Origin of the sequence: Psychromonas ossibalaenae ATCC BAA-1528, from assembly GCF_000381745.1 — a bacterium.
GTDB lineage: Bacteria > Pseudomonadota > Gammaproteobacteria > Enterobacterales > Psychromonadaceae > Psychromonas > Psychromonas ossibalaenae.
Genome location: NZ_KB906986.1, coordinates 18,891 through 31,664, shown reverse-complemented (window position 1 = coordinate 31,664; position 12,774 = coordinate 18,891). Strand labels below are relative to the sequence as shown.

Annotated in this window: 10 protein-coding genes; 7 read left to right on the top strand and 3 right to left on the bottom strand. The window is 43.2% G+C overall.

Annotated features, from left to right (window positions below; translation table 11 throughout):
* Positions 1 to 76 precede the first annotated feature (76 nt).
* Complete coding sequence (locus G327_RS0111160) at positions 77 to 2,134, top strand: bifunctional 2',3'-cyclic-nucleotide 2'-phosphodiesterase/3'-nucleotidase (RefSeq protein WP_026339321.1); 2,058 nt, start codon at positions 77 to 79, stop codon at positions 2,132 to 2,134.
* Between the two features lie 88 nt (positions 2,135 to 2,222).
* Here the strand turns inward: G327_RS0111160 and G327_RS24510 are convergent, their stop codons facing one another.
* Entirely contained in the window at positions 2,223 to 3,026 is an 804-nt protein-coding gene (locus G327_RS24510) for a substrate-binding periplasmic protein (protein WP_019614861.1), read from the bottom strand.
* A gap of 522 nt (positions 3,027 to 3,548) precedes the next feature.
* Between G327_RS24510 and G327_RS27160 the strand changes: the two genes are divergently transcribed.
* The 4 genes from G327_RS27160 (at position 3,549) to G327_RS0111135 (ending at position 7,730) form a co-directional block, all read left to right on the top strand.
* On the top strand, positions 3,549 to 3,860 hold the full coding sequence (locus tag G327_RS27160) for a hypothetical protein (protein WP_019614860.1): 312 nt from the start codon (positions 3,549 to 3,551) through the stop codon (positions 3,858 to 3,860).
* 21 nt (positions 3,861 to 3,881) lie between these two features.
* The gene (locus G327_RS25655) at positions 3,882 to 6,380 is read left to right on the top strand and encodes a cellulose-binding domain-containing protein (RefSeq protein ID WP_019614859.1); all 2,499 of its coding nucleotides are present in this window, start codon (positions 3,882 to 3,884) and stop codon (positions 6,378 to 6,380) included.
* A 489-nt stretch (positions 6,381 to 6,869) separates the two neighbouring features.
* On the top strand, positions 6,870 to 7,292 hold the full coding sequence (locus G327_RS0111140; RefSeq protein WP_019614858.1) for a GNAT family N-acetyltransferase: 423 nt from the start codon (positions 6,870 to 6,872) through the stop codon (positions 7,290 to 7,292).
* Between the two features lie 33 nt (positions 7,293 to 7,325).
* Positions 7,326 to 7,730 carry a hypothetical protein gene (locus G327_RS0111135; RefSeq protein ID WP_019614857.1) on the top strand — a complete coding sequence of 135 codons (405 nt, stop codon included), beginning with the start codon at positions 7,326 to 7,328 and terminating at the stop codon, positions 7,728 to 7,730.
* A gap of 6 nt (positions 7,731 to 7,736) precedes the next feature.
* Here G327_RS0111135 and G327_RS24505 read toward each other — a convergent pair whose 3' ends face one another.
* Complete coding sequence (locus G327_RS24505; protein WP_019614856.1) at positions 7,737 to 8,933, bottom strand: MFS transporter; 1,197 nt, start codon at positions 8,931 to 8,933, stop codon at positions 7,737 to 7,739.
* 95 nt (positions 8,934 to 9,028) lie between these two features.
* Here G327_RS24505 and G327_RS0111125 point away from each other — a divergent pair, with 95 nt between their 5' ends.
* Both G327_RS0111125 and G327_RS0111120 read left to right on the top strand, forming a co-directional pair.
* Positions 9,029 to 9,925: a LysR family transcriptional regulator gene (locus G327_RS0111125; protein ID WP_019614855.1), complete on the top strand. Its 897-nt coding sequence runs from the start codon at positions 9,029 to 9,031 to the stop codon at positions 9,923 to 9,925.
* 177 nt (positions 9,926 to 10,102) lie between these two features.
* Positions 10,103 to 11,512, top strand: coding sequence for a winged helix-turn-helix domain-containing protein (locus tag G327_RS0111120; protein WP_019614854.1), 1,410 nt, complete (start codon positions 10,103 to 10,105; stop codon positions 11,510 to 11,512).
* Positions 11,513 to 11,674: 162 nt separating this feature from the next.
* On the opposite strand, the gene G327_RS0111115 is transcribed toward G327_RS0111120, so the two are convergent.
* Positions 11,675 to 12,691: a hypothetical protein gene (locus G327_RS0111115; protein ID WP_019614853.1), complete on the bottom strand. Its 1,017-nt coding sequence runs from the start codon at positions 12,689 to 12,691 to the stop codon at positions 11,675 to 11,677.
* Between the last annotated feature and the right edge of the window lie 83 nt (positions 12,692 to 12,774).

The window sequence follows — 12,774 nt, the reverse complement described above, 5'->3', positions numbered from 1 at the left end:
TTAAACGGGTATACCTATTTGAGAAATGATCGCGAGTGATTATTTTTCAATTTTAATTAATAAGAGAATGATTGATATGTTTAATAAAAAAGTTTTAGCAGTGGTTATTGCATCTACACTAGGCTTGTCTGCATGCAGTGTGAATAGTGATAAAGAAGCAGTACAGGTTGATCTGCGAATCCTGGAAACTACGGATCTGCACGCCAACATTATGGATTTTAATTATTACAGCGGCAAAGAAGATCCGACTATCGGCCTGACACGTACCGCGAGTCTGATCCGCGCTGCAGGTGCAGAGAGTGATAACTTTGTTTTAGTGGATAACGGTGATCTGCTTCAGGGCAGTCCAATGGCAGACTATGTTGCTGATCAGTACAACAAAGATCTAGGTGTTGCTCAAGGCGATATTCATCCAGCCTACAAGGTAATGAACACCCTGAACTATGCCGTGGGTAATATCGGTAATCATGAGTTCAACTATGGGTTAGAATTTCTGGAAAAAGCACTGTCCGGCGCGCAGTTCCCTTATATTAATGCAAACGTTTATTGTGACAGTTCAGAGTGCTGGAACGGCCTGGAACGTGGTGATAACTTATTTACACCTTACCTGATTCAGGAAAAACAAGTCGTTGATACTGATGGTAATAAGCACACGATGAAAATCGGTTATATTGGTTTTGTGCCGCCGCAGATTCTTCAATGGGATAAAAAACATTTAGAAGGCAAAGTACGTGCAGATGACATCATTGCAAGTGCCAATAAATTTATACCTGAGATGAAAGCGCAAGGGGCAGATATCATTATTGCAATTCCGCATTCTGGTATAGGAACGCCGGAAAATCCAGGTGAAATCAATGCAGAAAATGCAACTTATGCATTAAGTCTGGTGGATGGTATTGACGCAATTATGTTCGGCCACAGCCACTCTATTTTCCCGGCGCAAAAATATGCTGATATACCCAATGCAGATATTGAAAAAGGTACTTTAAACGGTGTGGCTGCTGTTATGCCGGGCCGCTGGGGTGATAACCTGGGGGTTATTGATCTTAAAGTAGAACTGAAAGAGGGTAACTGGTCAGTAGTTGATTCGCACTCAGAAGCGCGTCCGATCTTTAAAGATAAACCGCTTGTTGAAGCGGATCAGGACCTGCGTGATGCGGTCAAAACGGAACATCAGGAAACGCTTAAGTTTGTTTCCCAGCCTATTGGTAAAGCATCGGGTAATATGTACAGCTTCCTAACGCTGGTTCAGGACGACCCTACGGTGCAGATCGTTGCTGATGCGCAAATCGATAAAGTCAAAGAGCAGGTTGCTAATATCCCGGCACTGAAATATTTACCGGTCTTGTCTGCCGCGGCTCCATTTAAAGCCGGCGGCCGTCACGGTACATCAAGTGATGCGGATCAATACGTGCAGGTTGATAAAGGTCAGCTAACTTATAAAAATGCCGCCGATTTATATCTTTACCCGAATACTATGGTAGTAGTAAAAGCGACAGGTGCTGAGGTTAAAGACTGGCTGGAATGCAGTGCCAACCAGTTTAACCAGATTGATCCCGGCAGCAGTAAGCCGCAGGCGTTAATCAATTATGCCGGTCATCCGACTTATAACTATGACGTTATTGACGGTGTCACTTATCAGATTGATGTTACTCAGCCGAATAAGTTCGACAGCAGCTGTACGCTGGTTCCTGGTAATGAAGGAGCTGAACGTATTTCAGGCCTAACTTATACAGCTGAAGACGGTACGCAGTACACGGGTGATAAGCTGGCTGCGATGGAGTTTCTGGTCGGGGTGAACAACTACCGTGCATTCGGAGGCAGTTTTGCTGGTACCGGGTTTGATCATGTTGTGCTGGAACTGCCGGATGAAAACCGCAGCGTATTGTCAAATTACATCACTGCACAAACCGCGGCTAAAGGGCAGGTGACTACGGAAGCTGATCATAACTGGAGTTTTAAAACGATTGATACTGATACAGCGCTGGATGTTCGTTTTGAAACACAAAACACAGAAAAAGCTGCTGAATTCATTGAACAGTTCAAGCAGAGAAATATGGAAAAAGTGGCTGTTGATGAACTCGGTTTTGCTATTTACAAAATTGATTTAACAGCGCCGCCAAAAGGAAAATAACAACATAGCGCATCATATTTTGCTGGTCACAGCAGAGTATGATGCGGCTTTCTACGGGCGTATTTTTCCGTCTTCTAAGGGCGCTGGTTCAGGGCTGTGGAGTTGGAGTTGTTTCTATTGTGCCTGCATAATCAGAGAATATTTTGTTGTACAGGCCGTTTTCCCGTATGGTTTTTAAACCGTAATTAAAATCATCGCGGATTTTTTCAGAAGTGAATGCATAGTGGTAATGCGAAGGCGGAAATATACAGTGATACTGAACCTGCTGTTTTAGGTCTGCGGCAGTGATTACGAAGACAGATTCACCGGCTAGGGACTCCTGTTGTGACTGGTTATGAAAATACTTAAAAATATTCCTTTCCGAAATAACCACATCCACCCGATTTTTAAAAAGCTGTTTTACCTGCAGTGACTGATCTGAAACCTCTCTATAGCGTGTATTTTTCCGTGTCATTGCGTTGAAGTCCTGCCCCAATATTGTTGATGCCCTTTGAAAAGCAACGATACGTTTGTCCTGCAGGTCATTAATGTCATTAATAACAAATTTGCTGCCGGTTAAGCTTATTGCACAATTTTGAAAACTGACCACCAGATCCGAATAAAAGCCTTTTACCATGCCTTTTTTAACATTAATCACCGCATCAACCAGACCTGAATCAAATGATTCAAAAGCTCTTGCCAGGGGCAGATAGTTTGCTTTTATGGTGTGGCCTTTAACTGAAAGTGCCTCTTTAAGTATGTCCAGTTCTAATCCAGTTTCAGTTTCTTTGATTACCCAGGGGGGGATTGAAAAACTAATACCGATAGAGACTTGCTCTGCACGCAGCTGTGCAGAAAAGACAAAGCAGGTCAGCATTAGTAAGTAAGAAGTTAAGATATTTTTCGGTAACATAAATATCCCAATGTAAAGGCCGGCCGTTAAGAGGAAAATTGGGCTTAGACAAAACAGACGCTGACCACTAGCGAAAATATACCCTATAACCATAGCATCTTATTATGATTGAAGTGTTGATTTATACGGCAGAACAAAGCCGGAGTGAGCATAACATGATTATTCCGGCTTTGTTCTGCCACCGTTAAGTGCCTTTGTTATTGATTGTCCCGCTTAAATACGAGCAAGCAGATTTACTGTTATTAATCACCTGTTTTATTTAGATTGTTGATTTTAAAATGATAGTTGTAGTTGTTTTTTTCTGCGTGTGTTTTTTGCACAAAAAATCACAAAAAATCACAAAAAATCACAAAAAATCACAAAAAACACAGATTTGGGCTACCTATTGGGTGGTAGTTTAGTGTGTCATGTTGGGTAATTGTGTGTTTTTTGAAGTCAATTTAAGCCGTAATATAAGCATAGAAGCGCGGATATAAACATTTTAAGTTGTAATAATATAGTCTTTAAAGGTAAGGATTAGGTATGAGTTTTAAGGTTAGTCAGGTAAAAAAAGCAGTCTCGGTTGCTTTGTTTTCTTCGACGCTGACATTATCGGTCAGCTCGAATGTTTTTGCTGCCGGGGAGCAAGTTACACCGTTTGTTCCTGGAGAAACAAAAGTCGAAAATGGTGATATGGTCTCTTATGATAATGAGTGCTACATCGCGAAAAACAATCCGGGAGTATGGGAAACACCAAGTGCAAGTGCTTCATGGTTCTGGGATGAAGTAGACTGTCCTGGTACTCCTGGAGAGCCGCCTGCTGGCGGGGATGTCATTCCGTTTATCCCTGGATAAACAAAAGTCGAAAATGGCGATATGGTTTCTTATAAGAATGAGTGCTATATCGCTAAAAACAACCCGGGAGTATGGGAAACACCAAACGGCACTTCTTGGTTTTGGGATGAAGTAGACTGTCCGGATGGTACATCAGAGCCGGGTGAAGAACCAGATCCAGGTGTTGACCCGATTCCAGAGCCAGAGCCAGAGCCAGAACCTGAGCCAGAATCAGAGCCAACGCCAGACCCAGGTGCACTCTGTGCAGATTTTAATGTTTATCCTGACTGGACTCAAACTGACTGGGAAGGTAAGCCTAGTTATGCTGATGCTGGCGATATCATGGTTCATGAAAACATCGCTCATAAAGCTAAAAGCTGGACGCAGGAGGTGCCTGGTAGTTCAAGTGACTGGGAGCATCATTTGAACTGTGATGGCACAGCGCCTGGTGAAGCAGCGCTGCTGTCTTTACCAAATCCGAGTGATCCGGTTAATTTGTCCCTTCACCGCTGGCCGAGTGACTTTGTTGCTGCCAGCCCGTCTTCAGATGCGCCTAAGATGGTGACGGTAGAGACTATCAACAGCGAAGACCTGTCTGATTATGATCTATTAACAGAGTCTTTCGAAGAACTGATTACAGCTGCGACTAAGGCCAAGCAAAAAACAGTCATCATCAGCACTGATGTGCTTGATAATATAACGGCTGATAAAGGCGCGTCTTTGGGCAGTATTGAAGTTAAACGTGCTTTAACTCAAGCGTTAATTAACACAGGTCAACAAATCGACAGCAGCGAGATCAATGCATTAACCGATAATGCGCAAGGCTGGGCTCAAGCTCAGAACTTAGTCTTGTCTACGCTTGCGCCTAAGGCTGTTTTCGGCTGGTCTTTAAGTATTGGTGATTTTGCTTTTGACACTCACTCAGGCAGACAGTCTGTATGGGATGCTGCCTCTAAAGCAACGGCTGACCTGCTTAGCAGCTTCGAGCTTTATAAAGGTGAATCAGAAGCTGATTTTATTGCGTTCTCTAAGTCCAGTGATTCTGATGCTTTAACAAGCGGCCAGTGGCATAACGCTTTGGAATACGTGAAACAAGTGACAGACCACGCTAAGGCGCCTGCAATGTTGTCTAATATTCCAACGGATCAGGCTGCAGGTTACTTTATGGGTAATACTGCCGGTGAGAGCAATCTACGTAAAGCGGCTCACAGCAACATTTTTGCTATTTTGTTCGATACTAATACGATGGATTTAGAAGCTAAAATTGATCGCTACGACAACGCTAAAGTGCCGCTGTATTATGTAGGTCAGCCTATGGATGAGGTTCCGTTAACAAGCATTGAGTCACTGAACAAAGACTTAGAAGATGCTGAAACAGTTATGGATAATGAAGTTTTCCTTTATGAAACGCCAGATTTAAAGTGGATCCCGTCAACAATCTATAACTGGGCTGATTTTTTAACCGGCTTAAACTCAATGCACAATGTGGGTGTCGCTGGTGATACGTTCTGGTTAATCGATGAAAATGCTGATGATGCAACGAATACGCTATACGCCAAAGTCGCTATTGCTGCGTTTTTATCACAAAGTATGCAGGAAACAATTCGTTTCAATGCCTGTGACGAAAATAACTGGTCTCATACTGACTACGGCGCACCAGCAACCTACACAATGACAGCAAGTTGTGGTCAGTTAGGTCAGAAATATGCAGATTATGGTGTTAACCCTGTATCAGGTAAAGACCATGCTTACTCTTGTCCTCGCGATAATAAGATGGAACAGACTGCACTGACCCATGCTGAATGGTACGGCGCTCCAGCTCCTCTGTTTGTTGCTCCTGATGCAGTACTGGAAGAGCAGGGCCTGCTTATTGACGGTAAAGTTGGCCGCTGGTCTCATAGTGATGGTTGGTGTGGTACTCCACCGACAGGTATAGATAGCTCTAAGCAGGCTTATGAACGTGATGAATGTGAAGTCTATGTTGGTCAAAAGGCAGGTAAATTTATCTGGGACGGTCACCCAGGTGAAGCAGAAGCAAGTGTTGAAGGCTGCGGCTGGTGGGGACGTGGTGTTATTCAAACCACAGGTCGTCAAAACTTTGGTACGCTTAACCACTTCGTAGGTCGTTCACACGTTGATCCTGACCTGATAGGTAAAAAGGTTGATGGTCTTACCGTTGAAGCGCCGCCGGAGAGCCCGTTATACGCCGATTTAGATTTATGTTCAAATCCAGGGCTGATCTGCAGCTCGGAAGAGAATAAGGAGATCAAATGGATTGCAGGTCTGTTTTTCTGGGTTAATTCAGTACAGGCATACGATGATGAAGGTGGTCAATATGCAGACTGGGACTACTACGATGAACTTAAAAAGTATGTAGACGGTGGTCTGGTAGGTAATGAATTTGTTGATGATGTATCTGGTATCGTTAACCGCGGCTGCCCGGATTCTACCTGCCCTGTAAGTGGTGATGTTCATGCCATTGAAGATCGCCGTGCTAACTTCAAGTTAGTCTTAGAATCATTAGGTCTTAACCCGCAGTAAAACTTTGCAGGAGTAAATTATTATTCCCGGAAAATGCCGGTCAGTTTATAGCTGACCGGCATTTTTATTAAAAGTGCCGCTATACAAACGCTTATCGTAAGTCTCAATTAACCCCGCGTTTCAGAATATCGCCAAACAGTTAGTAAATCATATTTAAAATTCCACGGTAATAAGGCGCGCTGTTCATTACTCTATTAACAAGCTGCTGAATGTCATTATTCAGTTCAATCAAGCCTGTTTATATAAGCTGGAATTGTGCTTTGCAGATGCTTATCAACTGCGGATATTTACAGTTCAGAATATAATTGCGGGTTTGAATCGCAGATTAAACATAGTAAAGTCTAAACAAGAAGTACTGTGCTGCCGGTATAAAAAATTCCAGGTAAAAGGCTTAGCACATTGCTGCAAATCCAATAGACAGCCGCTTCTAAAATGAATTTTTAATCAGCAGCTGGAATTGTCCGGCCTGATTCACCACAAGGTTAAATAATGTCAGCAGTAAAAAATGTCGCATTTGACAGTGAAAACAAACACGCTATTCGTTTCATTAGAGAAACTGTTTTTATTAAAGAGCAGGGGATAGATGCCGAGATTGAATTTGACGGCAACGATCAGTCTGCCCTGCATGCTCTGCTGTTTGTTGACGGTCAAGCCGCCGCTACCGGACGCATGTTAGAAGACGGACATATCGGGCGTATTGCTGTGCTGCGTGATTATAGAGGTCAGGGGCTGGGTGCTAAGATTGTGCTGTCATTAATTGATGCTGCCGCTGAACAGGGCTATCAGCGAGTTTATCTTGGGGCACAAAAACAAGCAGTCGATTTTTATACAAAACTAGGTTTTATCCCCTTTGGTGAAGAGTTTATGGAAGCCGGTATTGTGCATTTATCGATGCACAAAATATTAGATTAGGGCATCGACGGTTTAACAGGTAGTGCAGGTATTATGACAAGATTAAATAAGATAATTCCCCTGCTGTTGTTAGTGCTGGGACTGCCTTTCGTTCATGCGGACACCCTCGCGCCGTTTACCAGTGACGGCTGCAGTGCATTTCCTGACGGAACAATAGAGCAGAATAAATTATGGCTTTCATGTTGTGAAATTCATGATTATGACTACTGGAAGGGCGGGACTTACCAGCAGCGGATAGACTCCGATAAGGCTTTGAAACGCTGTGTCACTAAAGTCGGGGAGCCTGAAGTTGCTTTATTAATGCTTTTGGGAGTTAGAGTCGGCGGTACACCGTTTTTACCAACCAGTTTCCGCTGGGGTTACGGCTGGCCTTACCCGCGTTTTTATGGTGCTTTGACAGAGCTGGAACGACAGCAGGTAGAGCTTTTAGGGCGTTAATTATCTTTAAGCATATTGTGTCTTGATAACCTGTGTTTTCCGGCTTAAATAAACAGTCAGTGCCGCCATGATTAAATAAGTGAAAGCACAGGCTGCAAAGACCATCGGCCAGCCCCCTGACTGCCAGCAGGATATCAGTACAAACCCGCCCAGGCTGCCGCCGCAGTAATACATCACCAGATACAGCGCGGTTGCGGTAGATTTTCCGTGCAGTGCATTTCGCCCGACAAAACCATAAGCCAGAGAGTGGGTAAAAAATGCGCCGCCGCTGAGCAGCAGCAGCCCCAGCACAATCGAAAATAAACTCTGCAGTGACATAATTATGATGGCGCTGAAACACACACCTAGAGCTGCCAGTATGCCCGAAGTCGTGCTGTATTTTTTTGTCCAGCGTCCGCTTAGTTTCGCCGACAATGTGCCGGCTAAATAACATAAAAAAATCAGAGACGTGATACTTGCAGGCAGTGACAAGGGGGGCGATGATAATTTAAAGGCCATCACAGTATAGATATTGATAAACATCGCAAAATTTAAGCCGCCGATAATCGTTGCCAGCAATATTTTGGGTGTACGCATATGAGTAAGAAGCTGTCTGTTATGATGTAAAAAACGTCCCTTTTGCGGAGTGAAGTGCTTCTGCCGGCTGATCCGCGGTAAGATAAAAAGCAGTGCCGTGAAGCTTAAAACAGACATGCTTAATATTGTCCACTTTAAGCCGATAAAATCGGTCATTACCCCGCCGTATATTCGTCCTAGAATACCGCCTAGCGAATTGGCGCTGATATAGCCGCCGACCGCAATTAATAAAGCCTGGGGCTCAAACTCATCTGCCATATAAGCGACGGCGACGGCAATAAATCCTGCCAGAGAAATGCCCAGTAAAAAGCGCAGCACAAGCAGGTCGGATAAATCCTGACTAAAAAACATAAGGAAATTAATAATCGGGATTAACACTAAACTGCATAACATCACCAGACGGCGTCCGTAAATTTCAGAAATAATCGCCCAGGGGATAAGCGCGGCCGCCACAGCCAGTGTCGTAATAGAGAACAGCCAGTTTACCTGTATTTCTGTGGCATTAAATGTATGCATGAAAAAGGGCAGTAACGGCTGAAAATAATAGAGGTTACAAAATACTAAAAATGAGCCTAACCCGAGGCCGACAGTCACGCGTTTATATGGGGCTGAATGTAATTTAATCATTTTTGAGATCCGCTGCTGACTTTTTAATAATAGGTTAGCGATTAAATGGTAGTATTGAAAATATATTAAACTTATCTCGGGTATATATTTTACATATGCTTAATTCTAAGAACCTACATTATTTTGTCTCTGTTGTTGAGCATGGCAGTTATACAAAAGCTGCTGCATCCTTGAATATTGCGCAGTCAGCCTTAAGCATTTCCATGTCTAAATTTGAACAAAAGCTCGGTGTAACTTTACTGTACCGCAGCCGTAAAGGGGTATCGGTTACTAAAGAAGGGCAGGTTTTGCTGAGCCATGCGAAAATCATTCTCAATAAAATGGCCGATGCCCAGACTGCCGTGGATGAACTGCGCGGGCTTGAAAAGGGAGAAGTGAAAATCGGTATCCCGAGCATGATGGGAACCTATTTTTTTCCTGAAATATTAATGGCGTTTAAGTTTCAGCATCCGCATCTAAACCTGAGCATTGTGGAATCGGGGACGCAGACGATTAAAGATCTTCTGCTCAGCGGAGAGCTGGACTTAGGTATTATTATTAATGAAAATGTGCCCGATGAACTACAGGCAAAGCATTTAATTACTTCGCAGATGGTGGCTGCTGTGGGTCAAAATCATCCTTTAGCGGTGCGTAAGCAGATTGACTGTCAGACCTTTTTTGACCATGAACTGGTTATGTTTAAAGCGGGGTATTTCCACCGTGCTGTTATTGACGAGTTATGTCAGCGACATCACTGTACGGCGCAGTATTCTTTTGAAACTAATCTGCTAGCAATGATTTTAAATATTGTTAAAAATGAATTTGCGATCACTGCTTTATTAGAGTTAGTTACAGACGTCGAACCGGATATACAAGGCATCCCGTTTGTACCAGCAGTGCATCTGGATCTAGCTATGGCCTGGCGAAGGGACGGTTATTTGTCCGTTGCTAATAAACGTTTTGTTGATTTCACTTTAAATGCAGTGAATAAAAACAGTCAGTTTTCTGACTAGGTCACAGGTAATAAAAGGTGCTGTGCTGGGCTGTTTTTATCAGTAATATTAGAATAATATCAAGCCTTTATGAATGATGTGCAGTAAGAAAAAAAACTATGCTAGGATTTAAGCGCATGCTCTTTTGACTCATGATGATTTAACAGTGCTTCCATTTATCAAAATTAGACTTTATTTATGCACCAGCCAATCGATTTTAAATGTAACAAATACTGGATTAACAACCGTATACTGGTTGATCCTGTGCACAACACGATAAGTTTAGAAAGCGCTGAACGAATAGAACCGCAGCTTATGCTGCTGCTGGAGATCCTGGTGGTGAATCAGGAGCAAGTCGTATCTCGAGAAGAGATTTTTGAGCAGGTGTGGCCCGGCGTAGTGGTAACGCAGAATTCCCTTAACCAGTCGATCAGTAAACTGCGCAAGTTTCTTGGAGAGGATCATAAATCCCCACAGGTAATAAAAACCGTGCCGCGTCAAGGATACCGCTTTGTTGGTGTGCTGACTAAAGATAGCCCTTCTGCACAGCCGGCTGTTTCATTAGAGTCTAACAATCAAATCGTCTGTGAAAGTGAACAGACAGATCCGCTGCCGGTGGTTAATAAAAAATCATGGTTTGTCAAACCTGCAGCAGTGATTATTGCTGCTGCAGTGGTCGTGACGCTGATGATCACCTTATGGCCTAAAAAGCCGGCTGTGGTGATGATTTATCCTGCACCAGTTTTAAGTAAACAGGGAGAGCTGCCGGCAGATCCGCTTTCCTATGCGATTACCGGTTATCTGTACGCAGCTTTAAAAGGTACCTTGAAGGAGACCGGGCAGCAGGTGTTTTTCGACTGCAGCAAGTTAAAAATGGCGAATGTCTGCCCCAATAAAAGCACACCGCAAGCTGCGGATATTGATATTAGAATTCAGCCTTTACTGCGTTACAGCGGTGATCAGGTTAAACTGTTTTTAACTATCAATGAATCCGGTGAAGAACAGCTGCTGGATATTAATAACCTGTCAATGGAAACCTTAGATGAAGAGCTTGATGATTTAATCATCAAACTCACTTCAAAGTTAAGTGAAGACGGTCCCGGCAGAGACAAAGCCATCGCGGAAGCGATTCGTATTGCTAAACAAGCGCCGAGCCCGGCTATAGCGCGTTACCGTATGCAGCTGGTTGCTTATGTTTATACTGAAGCCGCCGCTTTTCACCCGACCACAGAAAAAATGCTCTCTGACTCTTTGGAAGCCTGTACGGTTGACTGCCCTTTAGTGAAAGCGGCTATGGCCTGGTATAAAATGGAGTCCTATATGGTTGATAAGGAACCGGCCGCGTTAGACAGCGCGATATACTGGTTTGAAGAAGCTTATCCATTGAAGCTTAATGAAGTGTGTTTAGGACGAGCTACGGCTAATGCTTTATCAGGTAATTATGTACAAGCAGAGCAGCAGTTAGGTTTGATTGGGGCGGTTTCAATGCCGGCTCATAAGCTGGCATTGAAATATTTTTTAGATAAAAAGCAGGGAAGGTCCGTGCGTAAACCTAAAAATGCAAAAGGTCGAATCAGCCGTTATTTAGTGGAGGCTGCAGCAGAATAGCGGTTCAAACAGAGGTTTATCTGTGTTTATACAAAAAGGACCGTGGCGGGTACCACGGCCAAAGCAGTAACAAGAAATCATCTCTTGTACCGGTGGGAAAGTTTAATCGTGACAGTAAAAAAAAAGGCCGTGATGGGTGCTCGGCCCAAAACTACAAAGGAATTATTTCCAGGTTTCTTTTTCCCATTTCAGGCTTGGCAGTTCAATACCGTCAACTGCCAGCTCTCTTTTTCCTTCGCTGTGGTCAACCGATAAAATAATTGCTAAATTTTCTTCCGGCATATCTTCTATCTTTTCATCAGATACAGCAACCCAGTAGTTTTCCTTGTCGCTTTTGCCGTTGATCCGGCAGTGCTGCTGTGCATAGTCCATTTCTGAATTGCTTAATTTATCCTGATTATGCTCTTCAAGCTCCTGCATACTTGCGTTTGCAACAATAATAAAGCGATAGTCCTGCTGATCCGTGTTGAGTACTTTATCCATAGCAAACATTGCACTGCTGCTGTTGTAGGGAAGATCTGCAGAAATTAGAGTGTTACCTTTGTTTGTTGAAGCAATAACACAGATATTACTGTCTGCAGCAGAGAAGTTGCTGGTAGAAATGCGGTTAATAAAACCCGCTGTCGATTTTTTCAAATCGGCTTTTTTAACTGCCATTTTCACTACCGGTGAATGAGTGGTTTCAGTGGGGTGATCTGTTTCTTCATGCAGTACGACATAATAACTAAAATCACTTTGTGTCTGGTTGAATAGGGTGCTCCACTTGTCGTTATTAGCTAGCAGGCCTTCATTAATAGTCAGCTCAAAATCTTTTTTAATGTTTTCAGGGCGAACCTGAATACTGTAATCCTCTCCGATTATCATGTCATCAATAATTTCGATATCAAGGACTTCGTTACGGATAAGCTTATTGAGGTTAGTTATTTGCGTTAAATCCTGGCTTATCTGATTAGCATTCGCCTCTACTTTATAATGCATTTTAACTGTAACGTCATCTTCACGGCCGTTAACAACCGCAAAGCGGAACGGTAAATAACCGCTTTTGATTTCTTGAGCACCGTCTTCCATAGAGAAGCCAAGCTGCTTTTTGATTTCAGCTTTGATTTCATCTGAAGAATTACAACCGCTCAGCTGCGCTGCGCCTAAAATAACACTGAGTGCGATAATCGATTTTTTCATAAATAAGAGTCCTGCTGGTAGTTCGGTTTTAATCCGAGTTAATAAATTTCGAGGTCATCCTAACTAAGCCTGTTGAACTAGAA

Coding starts and splice junctions, on each gene's coding strand:
- G327_RS0111160 (WP_026339321.1), top strand. CDS start 77: ATGTTTAATAAAAAAGTTTTAGCAGTGGTTATTGCATCTACACTAGGC.
- G327_RS24510 (WP_019614861.1), bottom strand. CDS start 3,026: ATGTTACCGAAAAATATCTTAACTTCTTACTTACTAATGCTGACCTGC.
- G327_RS27160 (WP_019614860.1), top strand. CDS start 3,549: ATGAGTTTTAAGGTTAGTCAGGTAAAAAAAGCAGTCTCGGTTGCTTTG.
- G327_RS25655 (WP_019614859.1), top strand. CDS start 3,882: ATGGTTTCTTATAAGAATGAGTGCTATATCGCTAAAAACAACCCGGGA.
- G327_RS0111140 (WP_019614858.1), top strand. CDS start 6,870: ATGTCAGCAGTAAAAAATGTCGCATTTGACAGTGAAAACAAACACGCT.
- G327_RS0111135 (WP_019614857.1), top strand. CDS start 7,326: ATGACAAGATTAAATAAGATAATTCCCCTGCTGTTGTTAGTGCTGGGA.
- G327_RS24505 (WP_019614856.1), bottom strand. CDS start 8,933: ATGATTAAATTACATTCAGCCCCATATAAACGCGTGACTGTCGGCCTC.
- G327_RS0111125 (WP_019614855.1), top strand. CDS start 9,029: ATGCTTAATTCTAAGAACCTACATTATTTTGTCTCTGTTGTTGAGCAT.
- G327_RS0111120 (WP_019614854.1), top strand. CDS start 10,103: ATGCACCAGCCAATCGATTTTAAATGTAACAAATACTGGATTAACAAC.
- G327_RS0111115 (WP_019614853.1), bottom strand. CDS start 12,691: ATGAAAAAATCGATTATCGCACTCAGTGTTATTTTAGGCGCAGCGCAG.